Source organism: Achromobacter sp. ISS7, assembly GCF_056523125.1.
Genome location: NZ_JAWRZD010000001.1, coordinates 6426720 through 6445523, shown reverse-complemented (window position 1 = coordinate 6445523; position 18804 = coordinate 6426720). Strand labels below are relative to the sequence as shown.

The following is an 18804-nucleotide window of genomic DNA, read 5'->3' as shown; positions in this document are numbered from 1 at the left end:
CCACTGGATATCGAACCGATGGACATCAACCAGGCGAACGCGTCTTTTGCGGCCATGCTGCGCACGCGGGACAAGGCCTTGATCAGCGCAATCCAGCGGTTGCTCCGCGAACGCCCGTTCACGCTCGACCCGGGCGTTGCCCCGGAAACCGTGGACGCCATTCACTTCGAGTACGACTGGGAGTCGTTCGCGCCCGTGGCGATTCCACTGAACACGCGTTCCGGCTACTGTGGCCGGGGCCTGCCGCTGGCATTGCCGTCCCCGTTGATTCCCCCCGATGTCGACGCCGCGTTGACTGACGCCATGGACGACGAGGACGATGATTTCTGCGATGAACTGCGCGAGAAAATGACGGAGACATACATCGCCTGGTTCCAGGCGGCCTGGCGCGACGCGCGCGCCGCCAACCGGGATGTGCGCGGCTTTCTGTCCGTTCACGACACCCTGTGTCGCACGGATCTGGATACGGGAGAGGAATTCCGCGAGGATGCCGGCCGGGTCAAATTCTTCTAGCCGCGCCATGAAGCAAAAAACCCGCCACCAGGGCGGGTTTTTTCATTGCGAAGCCAGCCGGCTCAGACCACCACGGTCTGCGGCATGCCTTCGGTCTGCGTGACGATCTCGCCCAGCTTGCTGACGGTTTCGCCCTGCTCGCGCAGCGTGGCGGCGATGGCGTCGGCCTGGGCCGGATCCACCACCAGCACCATGCCGATGCCGCAGTTGAAGACGCGGTACATCTCGGTGTCCTCGACGCCGCCCTGCTGCTGCAGCCACTGGAACAGCTTGGGCATTTCCCAGCTGTCGCGCTGCAGGCGGGCCGACAGGCCGTCCTGCAGGATGCGCGGCACGTTGTCCAGCAGGCCGCCGCCGGTGATGTGGGCCAGGCCCTTGATGGCGGTGCCGTGCTTGGCCAGCGCGGCCAGCACCTGCTTGACGTAGATGCGGGTCGGGGCCATGACCACGTCGACCAGCGGCTGGCCGTGGAAGTCGTCGCCGGGCTTGGCGCCGGCGCGTTCCAGGATCTTGCGCAGCAGCGAATAGCCGTTCGAGTGCGCGCCGCTGGACGCCAGGCCCAGCACCACGTCGCCGACCTTGATCGACTTGCCGTCGATGATGGCCGACTTCTCGACCGCGCCCACGGCGAACCCGGCCAGGTCGTATTCGCCATCGGGGTACATGCCCGGCATTTCGGCGGTTTCGCCGCCGATCAGGGCGCAGCCCGACAGTTCGCAGCCCTTGGCGATGCCGCCCACCACCGACGCCGCCGTGTCCACCGAAAGCTTGCCGCAACCGAAGTAATCCAGGAAGAACAGCGGCTCGGCGCCCTGCACCAGGATGTCGTTGACGCTCATCGCCACCAGGTCGATGCCGACGGTGTCGTGGCGGTTCCAGTCGAACGCCAGGCGCAGCTTGGTGCCGACGCCGTCGGTGCCCGAGACCAGCACGGGCTCTTTGTAGTTCTTGGGCACTTCGAACAGGCCGCCAAAGCCGCCGATACCGGCCAGCACCCCGGGGCGCATGGTGCGCGCCGCAAGCGGTTTGATACGGTCGACCAGGGCGTCGCCCGCGTCGATGTCGACACCGGCGTCACGGTAGGTCAGGGGAGCTTTGGGTTGATTCGTCATGAGAAATGCCGTGGGATATGTAACAATTGCTGGGAATTGGGGTGGAACGCCCTGCATTTTACGATGTTGCGGCCCGGTCCAGGCCAGCGGCCGGCGAAAGCCGCCTGCGGCGGGCGGGACGGCCCCGGCCCGGCGCGGTGCCATTTTGGCGCAAACCCAAGCCAGGCAAAGGGCTTGGACGCGACACCGGCGCCCCGGGTGGTTTAAAGTGTAGGGTTGGCCGATAGCGATTTTGCCAGTTTCTGGCGGGCAACGCCGCTGGCGGCCATGGGCTCACCCTGAAGCCTGGCTATACCCGCCTGATCGATAACCTCTCATGAACCGCCAGCTGCTGCTCGACGTTCTTCCCGCGCCAGCGCCCTCGCTGAACAATTTCATCGCCGGTCCCAACGGAGAGGCGCTGGCGGCCGTGCGCACGCTCGCTCCCGGCCGCGCGCTGTATATATGGGGCGCGGCCGGTTGCGGCCGCAGCCACCTGCTGCGCGCGCTGACCGCGCGCCCCGACGCCGTCTACATCGAGGCCGCCAACAGCGCCAACATCCTGCGCGTGCTGGCCGAGGCCGATTCCAAGTCGCCCATGCCCAAGTTCGTGGCGGTGGACGACGTGCACCTCATGGACGAGCACCGCCAGGCGGGCTTGTTCGCCCTGTACAACCGCTGGCGCGAATCGGCCGCCACCGGCCGCGCCTTCGCGCTGGCCGTGGCCGGCGACCGCTCGACGCTGTCGATGCCGCTGCGCGAAGACCTGCGCACCCGGCTGGGCTGGGACCTGGTGTTCCGCCTGGACCCGCTGTCCGACGCCGACAAGCTGGCGGCGCTGGCGGCCCAGGCGGCCGAGCGCGGCCTGCACCTGGCGCCCGAAATCATCAACTGGATGTTGACGCACCACGAGCGCGACATCCGCAAGCTGGCTGCGTTGCTGGACGCGCTGGACCGCTATTCCCTGGCCACCGGCCGTCCCATCACCCTGCCCCTGCTGCGCGCCATGCTCGCAGATCCTGATTCACAACGCACATGACCTCCCGACGTCTCGCCCTGTTCGACCTGGATCACACCCTGCTGCCGCTCGACAGCGACTACCAATGGGCCGACTATCTGGCGCGCACCGGCCGGGCCGGCGATCCGGACGAGGCCCGCCGCCAGAACGACGACCTGATGGACCGCTACAACCGCGGCGAACTCACCGCCGAACAGGCCGCCGAGTTCATGCTGGGCCTGCTGGCGGCGCACGCGCCGTTCGAGCTGGCCGCCTGGCACGAGGATTTCATGGCCGAGGTCATCCGGCCGTCGATCACCCCCGCCGCGCGCGAACTGGTCGAATCGCACCTGGAAGCCGGCGACCTGTGCGCCGTGGTCACAGCCACCAACAGCTTCGTCACCGCCCCCATCGCCCGCGCCTTTGGCATTCCCCACCTGGTGGCGACCGACGCCGAAGTCCAGCGCGGCCGCTACACTGGCCGCATCCTCGGCACCCCGAGCTTCAAGGAAGGCAAGGTGGTGCGCGTGAACGACTGGCTGGGCGCCATGGGATTAGGACTTGCGGATTTCTCCGAATCGTTTTTCTATAGCGATTCGGTCAATGATGTTCCACTGCTCGAAAAGGTGACCCGTCCGATCGCCGCCAACCCCAGCCCCACCCTGCGCGCCATCGCCCAGGAACGCGGCTGGCAAGTGATCGACCTGTTCGACCACGTCATAGATGCCAAGTCCTAAATGATCACCGAAACCATAAAAAAATTCGTCGGCCGACTGTTCGCGCCGGCAGCCCGGGGGCCCTTGCGCATCGGACGCGACAAGCACGGCATCGACCGTCGCAATGTCTCGCGCCATGCCATCAAGGTGTGCGAGGTGCTGCGCCAGCACGGCTATGACGCCTACATCGTCGGCGGCGCGGTGCGCGACCTGATCGTCGGCCTGGAACCCAAGGACTTCGACGTCGCCACCAACGCCACGCCCGAGCAGATCCGCCCGCTGTTCCGCCGCGCCCGCATCATCGGCCGCCGCTTCCAGCTGGTGCACGTGGTGTTCGGCCAGGAGATCATCGAGACCTCCACCTTCCGCGCGCCCGCCTCGGAAGACCAGGAAACCGACGCGCACGGCCGCATCCTGCGCGACAACGTGTTCGGCACGCACGAGGAAGACGCGGCGCGCCGCGACTTCACCATGAACGCGCTCTACTACGACCCGCACAACGAGGAAGTGATCGACTTCCACAACGGCGTGGCCGACCTGAAGAAGCGCCAGATCCGCATCATCGGCGACCCCGCCAAGCGCTACCGCGAGGATCCCGTGCGCATGCTGCGCGCGGTGCGCTTCGCCGCCAAGCTCAACGGCACGATCGACCCGGCCACGCGCCAGCCGATCCGCACCATGGCCGACCTGATCGAGAACGTGCCGGCCTCGCGCCTGTTCGACGAGATGCTCAAGCTGCTGACCTGCGGCCACGCCATGGACTGCCTGCGCCAGTTGCGCGCCGACGGCCTGCACAACGGCCTGCTGCCGCTGCTGGACGTGGTGCTGGAACAGCCGGGCGGCGAGAACTTCGTGGAACTGGCGCTGGAACGCACCGACGCCCGCGTGCGCGCCGGCAAGACCATCAGCCCCAGCTTCCTGTTCGCCGCGCTGCTGTGGCAGCAGGTCGACGTGCGCTGGAAGCAGCTGCGCGCCCAGGGCGAGCACACCATTCCGGCGCTGTCACAGGCCGCCGACTCGGTGCTCGACGAGCAGACCGAGAAGCTCGCGATCCAGCGCCGCTTCTCGTCGGACATGCGCGAGATCTGGTTCATGCAGCCGCGCTTCGAGCGCCGCATGGGCAAGACCATCTTCCGCATGATCGAGCAGCCGCGCTTCCGCGCCGCCTGCGACTTCCTGCAGCTGCGCGCCGCCGCCGGCGAGTTCGACAGCGTGCTGGCGCAATGGTGGATGGACCTGGCCAACGCCGACGACGCCACCCGCGCCGACATGATCGAGGAAGTCTCGCGCCTGCCGCGCGACGCCAGCGAAGGCCCCGCGCCGGCCGCGCGCAAGCGCCGCCCGCGTCGTCGCCCGTCCTCGCGCGGCGCCCCCGGCAATGCCGGCACCGCCGAATAAGGCCATGACCGCCCCCGTGCGCGCCTACATCGGGCTGGGCGCCAACCTGGGCGACAGCGCGGCCACGCTGCGCGCGGTGCTGGCCGAACTGGCCGCCGCCGACGGCATCGCGGCAGTGACGGCCTCGCCGTTCTACCGCACGGCGCCGGTGGACGCCACCGGCCCGGACTTCGTCAACGCGGTCGCGGCCCTGGACACCACGCTGGCGCCGCTCGACCTGCTGGACCTGCTGCAGGCGCTGGAACTGCGCCATGGCCGCGAGCGGCCCTACCGCAACGCGCCGCGCACGCTCGACCTGGACCTGCTGCTGCACGGCGACGCCACGCTGGCGCACGAGCGCCTGATCCTGCCGCACCCGCGCATGCAACTGCGCGCCTTCGTGCTGCGCCCGCTGCGCGACTTGGCGCCGGCGCTGACGCTGGCCGGCCGCGGCATCGACGCCTGGCTCGGCGACATCACCGACCAGCCGATCGAACGCCTGGGTTGAAGCGCGCCTGGCGGCGCGGTTCCTGCTTCCTTCCTGATTGTTCCAAGGATTGGCCCCGTCAGGCCTTGGGCGCGAACGCCAGCATGGCGCGTTCGACGTCGTCCACGCCGGGCAGGCCGGCCTCGTTGCCCAGGTGCTGGATCTTGTGCGCCGAGGCGGCGCGCGCGAAGGTGAAGTGTTCCTTCCAGGCCAGCTCGGGCCGGTTCACATACGACCAGACATAGGCGCCGTGGAACACGTCGCCCGCGCCGGAGGTATCGATGATGCGCGCGGCCGGCACGTCCAGCGACGGCAGCGTGTCGACCGCGCCGGTTTCGTCGTACCAGAGCATGCCGCGCTCGCCCAGCGTCACCGCGCCGATGCGGCAGCCGCGCTGCTTGAGCAGGTCCAGCAAGCCGTGCGGCGACAGGTCCAGCTGCTCGCACATGCGTTCGGCGCAGACCGCCACGTCGATGTGGCGCAGCAGTTCGTCGGTGTTCTCGCGCACGCCGCCGCCATCCAGCGAAGTCAGGATGCCCGCCTGGCGGCAGGCGCGCGCGTAGTGCAGCGCGGCGTCGGGCTGGTGGCCGTCCAGGTGCAGCGCGCGGTAGCCGCTGACGTCCAGGCGCGGGAAATCGTTCAGGTAGTCGGCGTCGCGGGCGCGCACGATGGCGCGCTTGCCATGGTTGGGCATGATGAACGACAGCGACGAGCGCCGCACCTGGCGGCCATGCAGCGTGACGCCATGCGCGGCCGCCATGTCGGTGTACATGTGGCCCAGCCAGTCCGGCGCCAGCGAGCAGATCAGGTCGGGCTTCGTGCCCAGCTTGCCGCACGCGAACGCCGCGGTGACGGCGTTGCCGCCGAATGACACGGCGTAGTCGCGCGCCACGCTTTTTTCGTCGCCGGTGGGCCATTCGTCGGCCAGCACGGTGACGTCGATATAGGTATGCCCGATGAAGAGCGCTTCGCTCATGAGTCCGTCCGCGGTAGGGTTTGCCGGATTGTAGGCCGGGCGGCGGACGGCTCAGCCGGTGGCGTTTTCCCCGGCCTGCGCCAGCACGCGGCGGGCGCGGGTGATGACGGGCGCGTCCACCATCTTGCCGTCCAGCATGAAAGTGCCGGCGGCCTTGTCGCGGTGCGCGTCAACCACGCGGCGGGCCCAGGCCAGCTCGGCCGGATCGGGCGCGAAGGCGGCGTGGATCACCGGCACCTGCGCGGGGTGGATGCACAGCATGCCGCCGAATCCCATCTGCTGCGCGCGCGCCGCGGCGGCGGACAGCCCGGCCTGGTCCTCGACGCCCGGAAACACCCCGTCCAGCGCCGGCCCCAGGCCGGCGGCGCGGGTCTGCAGCAACACCTGCACGCGCGCATGGTCCAGCACGGCCTCGGCGCCGGCGGTGTCCGGCGCCAGGCCCAGGTCCAGGCCGTAGTCGAGGCTGCCGAACGCCAGCCGCGCCACGCCGGGCGTGCCCGCGACCTCGGCGGCGTTGAGGATGCCGCGCGCGGTCTCCAGGATGGGAATGACCGGCAGCCCGGCCTGCGCCACGTGGCGCACCTGCGCCAGGCTCTCGGCCTTGGGCAGCAGGATGCCGGCCACCGCGGGCTTGCCGCGGCAGGCCTTGAGGTCGTCGTCGTGCCACGAGGTGGAGGCGTCGTTGATGCGCACCCACACCCGCGCCCGCGGCTGCGTGCCCAGGAAGTCGCAGAGCGCCTCGCGGGCCGAGGCCTTGGCCAGGTGCTCGACCGCGTCTTCCAGGTCGACGATGACGGCATCGGCGCCGCTGGCCAGGGCCTTGGGGATGCGTTCGGGACGGGAGGCCGGCACGAACAACGCGGTACGAACGACGGAATGCATCACACCACCTCCGAAGCATGGAATCGCGCCACCTGTTCGGGCGCGTATCCCAGTGATGCTAGCACCGCATCCGTGTTCTGGCCCACGGCGGGCACCGCCGCCATGCGCGGCGCGAAGGCGTTGCTGCTGGCCGGCGGCAGCAGCGCCGGCAGCGCGCCGGCCGGGCTGTCGACCTGGCTCCAGCGGTCGCGCGCCCGCAATTGCGGGTGGGCCCAGACCCCGGCCATGTCGTTGACCCGGGCGTTGGCGATCTGCGCGTCCTCCAGCCGGTCGGTGACCTGCTGCACGCTGAGGTCGGCGAAGGCCGCCACGATCAGCGCGCGCAGCGCCTCGCGGTTGGAGGTGCGCAGCGAGTTGCTGGCAAAGCGCGGGTCCTCGGCCAGTTCGGCCTGGCGCAGCACCTGGGCGCAGAACACGCGCCATTCGCGTTCATTCTGCAGGCCCAGCATGATGGTGTTGCCGTCGCCGGTGGGGAACGGGCCGTACGGGTAGATCGAGGCGTGGGCCGCGCCGGCGCGCACCGGCGGCTTGGCGCCCTCGAACGCGTAGTACATCGGAAAGCCCATCCACTCGACCATGCTTTCGAGCATGGAGACGTCCAGGCGGCTGCCCAGGCCGGTCTTCTGGCGCAGCAGCAACGCGTTGAGGATGGCGGAATAAGCATACATGCCGGCCGAGATGTCGGCGATGGAGCAGCCCGCCTTGACCGGGTCGTCGGCGGTGCCGGTGACCGACAGGAAACCGCTTTCGCTCTGGATCAGCAGGTCGTAGGCCTTCTTGTCTTGATAGGGGCCGCCCTCGCCGTAGCCGGAGATGTCGCAGACGATCAGGCGCGGGAAGCGGGCGTGCAGCGCCTCGAACGACAGGCCCAGGCGCGCCGCGGCGCCCGGCGCCAGGTTCTGCACCAGCACGTCGGCCTGTTGCAGCAGGCGTTCCATGATGTCGCCGGCCTCGTCGCGTTTCAGGTCCAGCGTCAGGCTTTCCTTGGAGCGGTTGGTCCAGACGAAGTGCGACGACAGGCCGCGCACGCGCTCGTCGTAGCCGCGGGCGAAGTCGCCCGCGCCGGGGCGTTCGATCTTGATGACGCGCGCGCCCATGTCCGCCAGCTGGCGGGTGCAGAACGGAGCGGCGATGGCGTGTTCGAGGCTGACGACGGTGATGCCGTCCAGCGGGCGGGGGGCTGGCGTGCTCATGCGGTGAACCTCAGTTCGGCCTGGTGGGCCAGCGTGCCGTCCTGCTCGGCCCAGAGCCGGGCCAGGCCGGGTTCGTCGATCCGCCCCGCCACCTGGAACGGGGTGGGCGCGATCAACGGCCGCAGGCCGCGGTAGGACAGGTGCGTGGGGCGCGCGCCGGGATGGGCGCGCAGGAAGGCGGCGACCATCTCGGTGGCGATCAGCGGGCCGTGCACCACCAGGCCCGGATAGCCTTCGGTGCCGGTGACGTAGGGATGGTCGTAGTGGATGCGGTGGCCGTTGAAGGTCACGGCCGAATAGCGGAACAGCAACACCGAGGTGGGCTCGATGGTGTCGCGCCACTGCGCCTGCGGCGCCGGCTCGGTGCCGGCGAGCTTGGGCGGCGTGGGCTGCCGATAGACGATGTCCTGCTCTTCCAGGATGGCAACCTCGCCATCCTGGCGGTACTCGTGGCGCACCGTGACGAACAGCAGCGCGCCGGTGCGGCCGGCTTTTTCCTTGACGTCGGCCACCACCGAGACCCGCTCGGCCGGCACGCCCACCCGCAACGGGCGGCGGAACTCGACGCGGCCGCCGGCCCACATGCGGTTGCGGTCGTGCGCCGGCGGCAGGAAGCCGCCGCGGGCTGGATGACCATCCGTCCCCAATCCGTCGGCCGCGACCGTGCTGATGAAGAACGCCCACTGCCACAAGGGCGGCAAGGGGTCGCCGACGGCGGGCGCGGGTCCGCCCAGCGTGGCGGCGATGCGCGCCGCGTGGCCGGGGTCCAGCGCGTCCGCCTGGCGCTCGCCGCTGCCGATCCAGCCGGCCGGGTCTGTCGATGTCATGCCGATATTCCTCTGGTAGATGATTGTTCTGGTGGCTAGCATCCCGCATGCCGCGCGCGCTGTGAATTCATTTTTCCTCAAGGCCGGGTTTGGGGCGCCTGAATCGTGCGCCCGGCGCCGGCCGCCGTAATATAGGCGCCATGCACTTCGACCTCGCCGACCTCCGCCTGTTCATCCACATCGCCGAATCCCCCAGCCTGACGCAGGCCGCCAAGCGGGCGCACCTGTCGCTGGCCGCCGTCAGCGTGCGGATCAAGGCGCTGGAGAACCAGCTCAACACCCGCCTGTTGTACCGCGACAGCCGCGGCGTGGAAATCACCCCCGCGGGCCAGCGGCTGTTGCAGCATGCGCGGGTCATCATGCGCCAGGTCGACCACCTGAAACACGATTTCCAGGAACAGGCCGACGGCGACGCCGGCCATATCCGCATTTTCGCCAACACCACTGCGGTCACGGAATTCATGCCCGACATCCTGGCGCAGTTCCTGGCGGGCCACCCCGGCGTCACGGTCGACCTGCAGGAACGCCTGACCCGCGACATCGTGCGCGGCGTGCTGGACGGCACCACCGACCTGGGCATCGTCGCCGGGCCGGTCGACGCCCCCGAATTGCAGGCCATCCACTTCAGCACCGACCGGCTGGTGCTGGTGGTGCCCAACGGCCATCCGCTGCAGGACCAGGACAAGGTCAAGCTGGCCGACGCCGTGCGCTATCCGTTCATCACCATGCACGAGGGCTCCACCCTGGTGGCATTCCTGCGCGATCAGCTCGAACGCATCGGCCAGCGCCTGCCGCAACGCATCCAGCTGTACAGCTTCGACTCGATCTGCCGCATGGTGCAGGCGGGCGTCGGCGTGGGCGTGATCCCCGACTCGGCCGCGCGCCGCTACGGCGCGGAAATGAAGCTGCGGGTGGTGGAGCTGGACGAGCCCTGGGTGGTACGCGAGCGCAAGCTGCTGGTGCGCGACATCGACGCCCTGCCCGGCTGCGCCCGCGAGCTGATCGAACAGATCCGGCAGCCGGCGGCCGCCTGACGCGCGGACGACCGGCGGCGCAAGACGCAACGAACGCCTCCCGCGCGCCAATGCCACACCCTGGAATCGGCCCACACGACCAGAAGCCTCGCGCAACCCCTAGCGCCCGCTGAACGCCGGCGCGCGCTTCTGCGCGAAGGCGCGCATGCCCTCCAGGTAGTCATCGGTGTAGCCCAGCTCGCGCTGCAAGGCGCATTCCAGGTCGAACTGCCGCGCCAGCGTGTTGCCGCTGGACGCATGCAGGGCGGCCTTGGTGGCGGCGTAGGCGCGGGTCGGCCCCGCCGCCAGCGTGGCGCGGACCTCGGCCTGCGTCGCCGCCAGGTCCGCGTCCGGCACCACGCGCCAGATCAGGCCCCAGGCCTCGGCCTGCCGCGCGCTCACCGCTTCGCCGAACAGGGCCGCGCCCATGGCCCGCGCCGAACCCACCAGGCGCGGCAGGAACCAGGTGCCGCCGGCGTCCGGCAGCAGGCCGATCTTGCTGAAGGCCTGGATGAAGCGCGCCGACTCCACCGCGAACACCACGTCGCACGCCAGCACCAGGCTGGCGCCGGCGCCGGCCGCCACGCCGTTCATCACGCACACCACCGGCGCCGGCAGCGCGCGCAGCCGCATGATGAGCGGCTTGTACAGTTTTTCCAGGTTCTCGCTCAGGTCGCGGCGCGAGCCGTCCTCGGCCGGCTTGCGCTCGCCCAGGTCCTGGCCGGCGCAGAAGCCGCGGCCGGCGCCGGTCAGGATCACCCCGCGCAATCCGGCGTGCGCCTCCAGCGTGTCCAGCGCCCGCGCCAGCTCGGCGTGCATGACCGCGGTGAAGCTGTTCAGGCGCTCGGGGCGGTTGAGCGTGATGACGCCGACGCCCTGCTCCAGCGTGAACGTGATCTCGGTGTAGCGGTCGTCGCTCATGCCAGTTCCTCCAGCACGGCCAATTGCTCGGCGCTGTCGCCCAGCAACAGATCCGCCACCGTCAGGCGCTTGAAGTAGTCGCCGACCTCCAGCTCGTCCGTCATGCCCATGCCGCCGTGCAGCTGCACCGCCATCTGCGCCACCAGCCGGCCCGCGCGCGCGGTTTCCAGCTTGGCCGAGGCCAGCATGCGGCGGCGCTGCGCCGCGTCGGGCTCGGTCAGCGCGGCCACCGCCACGTAGGCCATCGACAGCGCCAATTCCTTGGCCACCAGCATCTCGGCCAGGCGGTGCTGCAAGGCCTGGAACGAGGCCAGCGGCTGGCCGAACTGCTTGCGCGTCTTGAGATAGTCGACGGTGATCTCCAGCAACTGTTCCATCGCGCCCGCCGCATGGGCGCATAGCGCCGCCGTGCCCCATTGCAGCGCCTGCGCCAGGGCCGCGTCGCCCGCCTCGCCTTGCGCCAGCAAGGCGTCCCCGCCAAGCGGCACCGCGTCGAAATCCAGCCGCGCGCAGCGCGCGCCGTCCAGCGTCGGCGTGTCGGTGACGCGCACGCCCCTGGCATCCGCCGGCACAGCCAGCAGCAGCGTGGCGCCGTTTTCGCCGCGCGCGCTCACCAGCCAGGCATGGGCCGCGGCGCCATGCCACACCAGGTGCTTGGCGCCATCCAGGCGCCAGCCGCCGCCATCGCGCGTCGCGCGGCAGTCGCGCGGATCGGCCTGGTAGCGGCGCCCGGGCTCCTGGTACGCCACGCTGACCACCGTGTCGCCCGAGGCGATGCCCGGCAGCCAGCGCTCGCGCGCCGCGTCGCCACACGCGCCGATCAGGGCCGCGCCCATCACGGCGCTGGCAATCACCGGCTCGGCCACCAGGCCGCGCCCCAGCTCCAGGTGCACCGGCAGCAGGCTGGCCGGCACTTCGCCAAAGCCGCCGGCTTCCTGCGGGATGTTCAGGCCCAGCACGCCCAGTTCGGCCAGCGCGGCCCACGCCGCCGGGTCCAGCCGGCCCGCGGTCTCGCGGGCGCGGCGCTGCGGCCGGGTCCAAGCCTGGTCCACCAGGCGGCGCAGGCTGTCGGCCAGCATGCGCTGTTCTTCGGTATAGAGGAAATCCATGCGTCGTGTTCCTTGCGGATGCGGGCCGGGCCTACAGGCCCAGCACCAGGCGGGCGATGATGCCCTTCTGCACTTCGGTGGTGCCGCCGTAGATCGAGGTCTTGCGCATGTCGGCATAGCCGGCGCCCGACGCGGCCGCCATCTCCGGGCCGGGGCCGTGGTAGTCGGCCTCGGCCAGCATCCATTCGGGGTCGTACGGCCAGGCGTCGGGGCCGGCGACTTCCATCTGCAGCATGGCCAGGTCCTGCTGGATCTCGGAGCCGCGGATCTTCAGCACCGAGGCTTCCGGACCGGGCGTGCCGCCGTTGCTGGCGGCCACGCGCAGCAGCAGCATTTCCAGCGCCATGATGTCGACCTCGATGCGCGAGATGCGGTCGCGCATGCGGCTGTCGGCCAGCAGCGGCCGGCCGTGCGAGGTAGCGCGCGCCGCCATGTCCTTGAGGATGCCGAGTTCGCGATGGCAATGGCCCAGGCCGGCGATGCCGGTGCGTTCGTGGCCCAGCAGGTACTTGGCGTAGGTCCAGCCCTGGTTCTCCTCGCCCACCAGGTTGGCGGCCGGCACCCGCACGTTCTCCAGCCAGACCTCGTTGACGTCATGGCCGCCGTCGAGCGTGCGGATCGGGCGCACGGTCACGCCCGGCGCGCGCATGTCCAGCAGCAGCATCGAGATGCCGCGCTGCGCCCGCGCCTCGGGATCGGTGCGCGCCAGGCAGAACATCCAGTCGGCGTATTGCGCCAGCGTGGTCCAGGTCTTCTGGCCGTTGACCACGTAGTCATCGCCATCGCGCACCGCGCGGGTCTTGAGCGAGGCCAGGTCCGACCCCGAGCCGGGCTCGGAATAGCCCTGGCACCACCAGTCCTGAACGCGCGGCATGCGCGGCAGGAAGCGCGCCTGCTGTTCGGCGCTGCCGTACTTCATCAGCACCGGGCCGATCATGGACAGGCCGAACGGCAGCAGGCGCGGCGCGCCGGCCTTGAAGCACTCGACTTCGAAGATCAATCGCTCCAGCGCGTTCCAGCCGGTGCCGCCATGCTCGACCGGCCAGTTCGGCGCGCCCCAGCCCTGGTCGGCCAGGATGTTGTGCCAGCGCACGTAGTCGTCGCGTTCCAGGCGCTGGTGCCGGCACACCTTGTCGCGGATGTCCCGCGGCAGCCGGTCGGCGGCGAACGCGCGCACCATTTCGCGGAACCGGATCTCTTCCGGCGTCCAGGTCAGATTCATGGCCTACCTCCTTTGATGGGTATCTAGCCATGGCGACCGCGCGGCGGACAATCTGCGGTTGCGGAAGACCGGCTTTTGCCTCGGTGTAGGGCGTGGCACTACGGGCCGGCAAAAGGCCTGCTTCAGCAATGAAGAATGGCACGGGCCGGCGCCAGCCCCGACACTGGCGGCTCATCCATCCGGAACCGCATGCAATGACCGCAACCGACCCACGCGCCACGGAAGGCGTCGAGGCGCAGTACCGCCAGGCGCTCGACCAGGGGCGCTTCCAGATCCAGCACTGCGATGCCTGCGATCGCGCCGTGTTCTATCCCCGCATGCTCTGCCCGCACTGCGGCGCCGGCCAACTGTCCTGGCGCACGCCGGACGGGCGCGGCACGGTCTATTCCACCACCACCGTGCGGCGCAAGCCCGAGGCGGGCGGCGACTACAACGTGGCGCTGATCGACCTGGCCGAAGGCGTGCGCCTGATGAGCCGGGTCGAGGGCGTGGCGCCCGAGGCCGTGCGCATCGGCATGGCGGTGCGGGCCCAGGTGGCCGTGAAGGAAGGCCGCGGCCTGCTGGTCTTCGTGCCGAACAAGGAGGCGCAATGACGCTGAACGATCTGCGCGGCGCCGTCGCGGTGGCGGGCGTCGGCCATGCCGGCCTGGGCCAGGCCAACGGCTACACCGAAATGGAAATCCTGGTGCAGGCGGCGCAGCGCGCGGTGGCCGACGCCGGCCTGTCGATGCGCGACATCGACGGCATCTGCACCGCCAGCGTGGCCGCGCCGATGTGGGCGATGCCCGTCATCGAGCACCTGGGCATCCGCCCCAGCTTCATCGACAGCACCATGCTGGGCGGCAGCAGCTTCGTGGCGCACCTGCTGCCGGCGCTGCACGCGCTGGCCTCGGGCCAATGCAACGCGGTGCTGGTCTGCTACGGCAGCACGCAGCGCACCTCGACGCTGAGCCGCGCCGAGATCGGCCGCGTGCGCAAGCAGTTCGATCCGCAGCCCTACGAGACACCGTATGACCCGTTGAGCCCGCTGTCGTCCTATGCGTTGGCCGCGGCGCGCCACATGCACCAGTACGGCACCCGCCGCGAGCACCTGGCGCAGGTCGCGCTGGCCGCCAACCAGTGGGCCCAGCTCAACCCCGAGGCCCAGCTGCGCGAACCGGCCACGCTGGAGCAGATCCTGGGCGCGCGCATGGTGTCCGATCCCCTGAGCGTGCGCGATTGCTGCCTGGTCACCGACGGCGCCGGCGCCTACGTGCTGGTGCGGGCCGACCGCGCCCGCGACCTGCCGCGCCCGCCGGTGTACGTGCTGGGCAACGCCACCGCCGTCTGGAACCGCCAGATCTCGTCGATGGAAGATCTAACCATCACCGCCGCCAGCGAATCGGGCCGCCGCGCCTATGCCATGGCGGGCGTCTCGGCCCGGGACATCGACGTGGTCGAGCTGTACGACGCCTTCACCATTAACACCCTGCTGTTCCTGGAAGACCTGGGCTTCTGCGCCAAGGGCGAGAGCAAGGACTTCATCGCCGGCGGCGCCATCGCCCCCGGCGGGCGATTGCCGGTCAACACCAACGGCGGCGGCCTGTGCTGCGTGCATCCGGGCATGTACGGCGTCTTCATCATGATCGAGGCCGTGCGGCAGCTGCGCGGCGAGGCCGGCGCGCGCCAGGTGGCCGGCGCCGAGCTGGCGCTGGTGCACGGCAACGGCGGCACGCTGTCCAGCCAGGCTACGGCCATCCTCGGCACCGCCGCCACGCTTTGACCCCGATTGCAGCAACCATGTCGCACACCGAACCGCTCACCCGCATCCACCAGCTGCTGGCCCGCCAGGCCAGCGTCCAGCCCGACGCCATCTGCCTGTACGAGGAAGGCGGCGGCATCCTGACCTATGCGCAACTGTGGCGGCGCGCCCTGGCCGCGGCCGGCTGGCTCGCGGCCGCGGGGGTCGAACCGGGCCATCGCGTGATGATGGTCGGCGAGAACTGCGCCGCCATGATCGCCACGCTGTTCGGCTGCGGCCTTGTCGGCGCCTGGCCGGTGGGCGTGAACGCGCGGCTGTCGGCGCGCGAGCTCGCCGCGATCGGCGCCCATGCCCAGCCCGAAATCACGCTCTACACCAGCGGCATATCGCCGGCCGCCGCCGCCCACGCCGAAGCGGCCGGCGCGCAACCGGCCGATGCCGCCGCCTGGGGTCCGGGCGTGCATGCGCGCCATGCGGACAGCCCGACCCAGCCCGAGACCGGCGACCAGGCCGCCGAAGTCGCCACCGTGATCTACACGTCCGGCACCACCGGCGCCCCCAAGGGCGTCATGGTGCCGCATCGCGGCCTGCTGCACTTCGCCGGCGTCTCGGCCGCCTCGCGCCGCCTGACCCCACGGGACATCGGCTACGCCGCGCTGCCGCTGTCGCACATCTTCGGCATCGCCACCGTGCTGATGGCCACGCTGCACGCCGGCGCCAGCCTGGTGCTGCGCAGCCGCTTCGATCCCGCCGACGCCTTCAAGGCGCTGGCCCATCCCGGCGTCAGCATCCTGCAGGGCGTGCCGACCATGTTCAACCGCATGCTGGCGGCCGCGCCGCCGCGCGGCGAACTGCGCGCGCCGGCGCTGCGCTACCTCTACACCGGCGGCGCGGCGCTCGACCCCACCCTCAAGCGCGACGCCGAACGCTACTTCGGCGTCGCCATGCACCACGGCTATGGCATCACCGAATACGCCGGCTCCATGTTCATCACCGACATCGACGCGCCGCCGGCCGATTGCAGCGCCGGCTACGCGGTGGACGGCGTGCAGTTGCGCATCGGCGGTCCCGACGCCGACACGCCGCGGCCGGGCGAACGCGGCGACATCCTGATCCGCGGCCCCGGCGTGATGCTGGGCTACTACCGCGACCCGGCGCAGACCGCGCAGGCGCTGCTGCCCGGCGGCTGGCTCGATACCGGCGACATCGGCTACCTGGATGACCGCGGCGCGCTGTACATCGCCGGCCGCTCCAAGGACCTGATCATCCGTTCCGGCTTCAACGTCTACCCGATCGAGGTGGAGGCGGTCATCAACGCCTTCCCCGGCGTGCGCCTGTCGGCGGTGGTCGGCCGGCCCACCGAGGACCACAACGAGGAAGTCATCGCCTTCGTCGAGCCCCTGGCCGGCGCGCGCCTGGATACCCACCTGCTGATGCTGCACCTGCGCGCCCAGCTGGCGCCGTACAAGCGGCCCGCGCAGATCCACTGTATCGACACGATTCCCACCACCGTCAGCGGCAAGATCCTCAAGCAACCGCTGAAAGAAAGGCTGGCGTAGGCGCGGCCCCGCTGTTCCGCTCCGCGACCGGCTCATTCCACAAGGAGACATGAGCGTGAACATCAAGACCCTGCTCGCCGCGGCCGCCGCCGTGGCGGCCATGGCGACCGGCGCCAGCGCCGCCGCCGACAGCGCCTACCCCGACCGCCCCATCCGCCTGCTGGTGGGCTACGCTCCCGGCGGCCCGGTGGACACCACGGCGCGCGTCTTCGCCAAGTACCTGGGCGACAAGCTGGGCCAGGCCGTCGTGGTCGAGAACCGCGCCGGCGCCAGCGGCATGATCGCCTCCGACGCCACCGCCAAGGCGCCGCCCGACGGCTACCTGCTGGGCTTTGCCGCCAGCCCCACGCTGACCATGTCGCCGCTGGTCCAGCGCAGCACCCTGTTCGATCCGCGCAAGGACTTCTCGCTGATCGGCCTGGTGGTCGACTACGCCAATGTGCTGCTGATCGGCCCGCAGGCGCCGGCCAGGAGCGTGGGCGAACTGGTCGACTACGCCCGCGCCCACCCCGACGCCGTGTCGTTCGGCTCGGCCGGCATCGGGGCGTCGAACCACCTGTCGGCCGAACTGCTGAAGAAGCAGGCCGGCGTGCCCATGCTGCACGTGCCGTATCGCGGCAATTCGCCGGCGATGATGGACGTGGTCAGCGGCAAGATCACCTTCATGTTCGACATCACCAGCACCGCCATCCCGTTCATCAAGAGCGGCAAGGCGCGCGCGCTGGCCGTCACGTCGCGCACCCGCAACCCCGAGCTGCCCGACGTGCCCACCATGATCGAGGCCGGCATGAAGGACTACGAGGTGGTCGGCTGGTACGCGCTGGTCGGTCCCCGCAAGCTGCCCGATGCGGTGCAGGCGCGCCTGAAACGCGCGCTGTCCGAGGTCTCGCGCGACCCCGCCTTCCGCCGCGCCATGACCGACGGCGGCTACACCATCAACACCGGCGACGCCGCCGCCCTGCAACAGCGCATCGACCGCGAGTACGCCTTGTGGGCCGATGTGATCCAGAGCGCCAACATCCAGGCCAACTGACCCACACAGGAACCCGCCTATGAAGCCATCCGCATTGCGCACGCAGACCCGACTGCCCGTCATCGGCGCCCCCATGTTCCTGGTCTCCGGCCCGGACCTGGTGGCGGCGCAATGCGGCGCCGGCATCATCGGCACCTTCCCGTCGCTGAATGCAAGACCGCAGGAACAGCTGCATGAGTGGATCACCCGCATCGAGGACAAGCTGGCCCGCGCGCGCCAGGCCGATCCACAGGCGCCAATCGCGCCCTACGGCGTCAACCTCATCGTCCACCCCAGCAACGCCCGCTGGCAGGGCGACCTGGCCATCTGCGCCGAACGCCGCGTGCCGCTGGTCATCACCTCGCTGCACCCGCCCGAGGCAGTGGTCCGCGCCGTCCACGCCTATGGCGGCCAGGTCTACCACGACGTCACCACCGTGCGCCACGCCCGCCGCGCCCTGGACGCCGGCGTCGACGGCCTGATCCTGGTCGCCGCCGGCGCCGGCGGCCACGCCGGCCAGCTCAACCCCATCGCCCTGGTCAACGAGATCCGCGCCTTCCACGACGGCCCCCTGGCCCTGTCCGGCTGCATCAGCCACGGCAAGGACATCCTCGCCGCCCAGGCGCTGGGCTGTGACTTCGCCTACATGGGCACCCGCTTCATCGCCACCCGCGAATCCCTGGCCAACGACGCCTACCGCGAAATGATCCTGCGCGCCCAGGCCGCCGACGTCACCTACACCCCCTACTTCTCCGGCGTCCCCGCCAACTACCTCACCGAAAGCATCCACGCCGCGGGCCTGGACCCCACCCAACTCCCCCATTACGACGCCCCCCCGCCCAACCTGGACAAGAACTCCCGCCCCAAACCCTGGAAAGACATCTGGAGCGCCGGCCAAGGCGTAGGCGCCACCCAGGAAGTCCTGTCGGTGACCGAACTGGTGAACCAACTGGAAACGGAATACCAGGAAGCCAAAGCCGCGCTGCTGCGCTGACGCGCTGACGCGCACTCATCCCACCAGCGCGCAGCGTCCCCCCCAAACCGCAAGACACCACGAAAGCCTCAAAAGGCCGCCCGCGCGGCCGCCTTGAGGCGGGCCCCGCAAACCGCGCCAACCCGCGCCAACGGTGGCAAAAATGTCAAGCACACCGGCCTCCCCACTCACCGT

At 70.3% G+C, this 18804-nt stretch carries 19 protein-coding genes; 11 read left to right on the top strand and 8 right to left on the bottom strand.

The window, feature by feature from the left end; genetic code table 11:
• The first annotated feature begins 18 nt into the window (after positions 1–18).
• Entirely contained in the window at positions 19–513 is a 495-nt protein-coding gene (locus tag AC1HFW_RS29280) for a hypothetical protein (protein WP_479286158.1), read from the top strand.
• 62 nt (positions 514–575) lie between these two features.
• On the opposite strand, the gene purM is transcribed toward AC1HFW_RS29280, so the two are convergent.
• Positions 576–1625 (bottom strand): phosphoribosylformylglycinamidine cyclo-ligase, encoded by a 1050-nt coding sequence (purM, locus tag AC1HFW_RS29275; protein ID WP_241074629.1) that lies wholly within the window; start codon positions 1623–1625, stop codon positions 576–578.
• Between the two features lie 316 nt (positions 1626–1941).
• Here purM and hda point away from each other — a divergent pair, with 316 nt between their 5' ends.
• The 4 genes from hda to AC1HFW_RS29255 are packed head-to-tail and all read left to right on the top strand — an operon-like array spanning position 1942 to position 5202.
• Positions 1942–2643 (top strand): DnaA regulatory inactivator Hda, encoded by a 702-nt coding sequence (hda, locus tag AC1HFW_RS29270; RefSeq protein ID WP_006393057.1) that lies wholly within the window; start codon positions 1942–1944, stop codon positions 2641–2643.
• Positions 2640–3338 (top strand): HAD family hydrolase, encoded by a 699-nt coding sequence (locus tag AC1HFW_RS29265; RefSeq protein WP_006393056.1) that lies wholly within the window; start codon positions 2640–2642, stop codon positions 3336–3338. The genes hda and AC1HFW_RS29265 overlap by 4 nt, the downstream gene beginning before the upstream one ends.
• Positions 3339–4715 carry a polynucleotide adenylyltransferase PcnB gene (pcnB, locus tag AC1HFW_RS29260; RefSeq protein WP_006393055.1) on the top strand — a complete coding sequence of 459 codons (1377 nt, stop codon included), beginning with the start codon at positions 3339–3341 and terminating at the stop codon, positions 4713–4715.
• A gap of 4 nt (positions 4716–4719) precedes the next feature.
• The gene (locus AC1HFW_RS29255) at positions 4720–5202 is read left to right on the top strand and encodes a 2-amino-4-hydroxy-6-hydroxymethyldihydropteridine diphosphokinase (protein WP_006393054.1); all 483 of its coding nucleotides are present in this window, start codon (positions 4720–4722) and stop codon (positions 5200–5202) included.
• 58 nt (positions 5203–5260) lie between these two features.
• Here the strand turns inward: AC1HFW_RS29255 and AC1HFW_RS29250 are convergent, their stop codons facing one another.
• The 4 genes from AC1HFW_RS29250 to AC1HFW_RS29235 are packed head-to-tail and all read right to left on the bottom strand — an operon-like array spanning position 5261 to position 9059.
• The gene (locus AC1HFW_RS29250; protein ID WP_238891962.1) at positions 5261–6157 is read right to left on the bottom strand and encodes a sugar kinase; all 897 of its coding nucleotides are present in this window, start codon (positions 6155–6157) and stop codon (positions 5261–5263) included.
• A gap of 51 nt (positions 6158–6208) precedes the next feature.
• Positions 6209–7042, bottom strand: coding sequence for an HpcH/HpaI aldolase/citrate lyase family protein (locus tag AC1HFW_RS29245; protein ID WP_238891961.1), 834 nt, complete (start codon positions 7040–7042; stop codon positions 6209–6211).
• Positions 7039–8232, bottom strand: a complete 1194-nt coding sequence (locus AC1HFW_RS29240) for a CaiB/BaiF CoA transferase family protein (protein WP_479286156.1) — start codon at positions 8230–8232, stop codon at positions 7039–7041. The genes AC1HFW_RS29245 and AC1HFW_RS29240 overlap by 4 nt, the downstream gene beginning before the upstream one ends.
• The gene (locus AC1HFW_RS29235) at positions 8229–9059 is read right to left on the bottom strand and encodes an HTD2 family dehydratase (protein WP_479286155.1); all 831 of its coding nucleotides are present in this window, start codon (positions 9057–9059) and stop codon (positions 8229–8231) included. The genes AC1HFW_RS29240 and AC1HFW_RS29235 overlap by 4 nt, the downstream gene beginning before the upstream one ends.
• A gap of 140 nt (positions 9060–9199) precedes the next feature.
• Here AC1HFW_RS29235 and AC1HFW_RS29230 point away from each other — a divergent pair, with 140 nt between their 5' ends.
• Positions 9200–10093 (top strand): LysR substrate-binding domain-containing protein, encoded by an 894-nt coding sequence (locus AC1HFW_RS29230; protein ID WP_006393049.1) that lies wholly within the window; start codon positions 9200–9202, stop codon positions 10091–10093.
• A 99-nt stretch (positions 10094–10192) separates the two neighbouring features.
• On the opposite strand, the gene paaG is transcribed toward AC1HFW_RS29230, so the two are convergent.
• The 3 genes from paaG to AC1HFW_RS29215 are packed head-to-tail and all read right to left on the bottom strand — an operon-like array spanning position 10193 to position 13324.
• Positions 10193–10993, bottom strand: a complete 801-nt coding sequence (paaG, locus tag AC1HFW_RS29225; RefSeq protein ID WP_479286153.1) for a 2-(1,2-epoxy-1,2-dihydrophenyl)acetyl-CoA isomerase PaaG — start codon at positions 10991–10993, stop codon at positions 10193–10195.
• A complete protein-coding gene (locus AC1HFW_RS29220) occupies positions 10990–12102 on the bottom strand; it encodes an acyl-CoA dehydrogenase family protein (protein WP_479286152.1) in 1113 nt (370 codons plus the stop codon). Before AC1HFW_RS29220 ends, paaG begins: the two co-directional genes overlap by 4 nt.
• A 31-nt stretch (positions 12103–12133) precedes the next feature.
• Entirely contained in the window at positions 12134–13324 is a 1191-nt protein-coding gene (locus AC1HFW_RS29215) for an acyl-CoA dehydrogenase family protein (protein ID WP_241075235.1), read from the bottom strand.
• Between the two features lie 194 nt (positions 13325–13518).
• Between AC1HFW_RS29215 and AC1HFW_RS29210 the strand changes: the two genes are divergently transcribed.
• Genes AC1HFW_RS29210 through AC1HFW_RS29190 form a run of 5 tightly spaced genes read left to right on the top strand, consistent with a single transcriptional unit; the run spans position 13519 to position 18630 of the window.
• Positions 13519–13917: a Zn-ribbon domain-containing OB-fold protein gene (locus AC1HFW_RS29210; protein WP_006393045.1), complete on the top strand. Its 399-nt coding sequence runs from the start codon at positions 13519–13521 to the stop codon at positions 13915–13917.
• Positions 13914–15086, top strand: coding sequence for a thiolase (locus AC1HFW_RS29205; protein WP_479286149.1), 1173 nt, complete (start codon positions 13914–13916; stop codon positions 15084–15086). The genes AC1HFW_RS29210 and AC1HFW_RS29205 overlap by 4 nt, the downstream gene beginning before the upstream one ends.
• 17 nt (positions 15087–15103) lie before the next feature.
• The gene (locus AC1HFW_RS29200; protein WP_479286147.1) at positions 15104–16624 is read left to right on the top strand and encodes a class I adenylate-forming enzyme family protein; all 1521 of its coding nucleotides are present in this window, start codon (positions 15104–15106) and stop codon (positions 16622–16624) included.
• A gap of 55 nt (positions 16625–16679) precedes the next feature.
• A complete protein-coding gene (locus AC1HFW_RS29195; protein ID WP_061074406.1) occupies positions 16680–17657 on the top strand; it encodes a Bug family tripartite tricarboxylate transporter substrate binding protein in 978 nt (325 codons plus the stop codon).
• A 19-nt stretch (positions 17658–17676) separates the two neighbouring features.
• A complete protein-coding gene (locus AC1HFW_RS29190) occupies positions 17677–18630 on the top strand; it encodes an NAD(P)H-dependent flavin oxidoreductase (RefSeq protein WP_479286145.1) in 954 nt (317 codons plus the stop codon).
• The last annotated feature ends 174 nt before the right edge of the window (positions 18631–18804 follow it).

Coding starts and splice junctions, on each gene's coding strand:
- AC1HFW_RS29280 (WP_479286158.1), top strand. CDS start 19: ATGGACATCAACCAGGCGAACGCGTCTTTTGCGGCCATGCTGCGCACG.
- AC1HFW_RS29210 (WP_006393045.1), top strand. CDS start 13,519: ATGACCGCAACCGACCCACGCGCCACGGAAGGCGTCGAGGCGCAGTAC.
- AC1HFW_RS29255 (WP_006393054.1), top strand. CDS start 4,720: ATGACCGCCCCCGTGCGCGCCTACATCGGGCTGGGCGCCAACCTGGGC.
- paaG (WP_479286153.1), bottom strand. CDS start 10,993: ATGAGCGACGACCGCTACACCGAGATCACGTTCACGCTGGAGCAGGGC.
- purM (WP_241074629.1), bottom strand. CDS start 1,625: ATGACGAATCAACCCAAAGCTCCCCTGACCTACCGTGACGCCGGTGTC.
- AC1HFW_RS29200 (WP_479286147.1), top strand. CDS start 15,104: ATGTCGCACACCGAACCGCTCACCCGCATCCACCAGCTGCTGGCCCGC.
- AC1HFW_RS29250 (WP_238891962.1), bottom strand. CDS start 6,157: ATGAGCGAAGCGCTCTTCATCGGGCATACCTATATCGACGTCACCGTG.
- AC1HFW_RS29230 (WP_006393049.1), top strand. CDS start 9,200: ATGCACTTCGACCTCGCCGACCTCCGCCTGTTCATCCACATCGCCGAA.
- AC1HFW_RS29215 (WP_241075235.1), bottom strand. CDS start 13,324: ATGAATCTGACCTGGACGCCGGAAGAGATCCGGTTCCGCGAAATGGTG.
- AC1HFW_RS29220 (WP_479286152.1), bottom strand. CDS start 12,102: ATGGATTTCCTCTATACCGAAGAACAGCGCATGCTGGCCGACAGCCTG.
- AC1HFW_RS29190 (WP_479286145.1), top strand. CDS start 17,677: ATGAAGCCATCCGCATTGCGCACGCAGACCCGACTGCCCGTCATCGGC.
- AC1HFW_RS29205 (WP_479286149.1), top strand. CDS start 13,914: ATGACGCTGAACGATCTGCGCGGCGCCGTCGCGGTGGCGGGCGTCGGC.
- AC1HFW_RS29265 (WP_006393056.1), top strand. CDS start 2,640: ATGACCTCCCGACGTCTCGCCCTGTTCGACCTGGATCACACCCTGCTG.
- hda (WP_006393057.1), top strand. CDS start 1,942: ATGAACCGCCAGCTGCTGCTCGACGTTCTTCCCGCGCCAGCGCCCTCG.
- AC1HFW_RS29235 (WP_479286155.1), bottom strand. CDS start 9,059: ATGACATCGACAGACCCGGCCGGCTGGATCGGCAGCGGCGAGCGCCAG.
- pcnB (WP_006393055.1), top strand. CDS start 3,339: ATGATCACCGAAACCATAAAAAAATTCGTCGGCCGACTGTTCGCGCCG.
- AC1HFW_RS29240 (WP_479286156.1), bottom strand. CDS start 8,232: ATGAGCACGCCAGCCCCCCGCCCGCTGGACGGCATCACCGTCGTCAGC.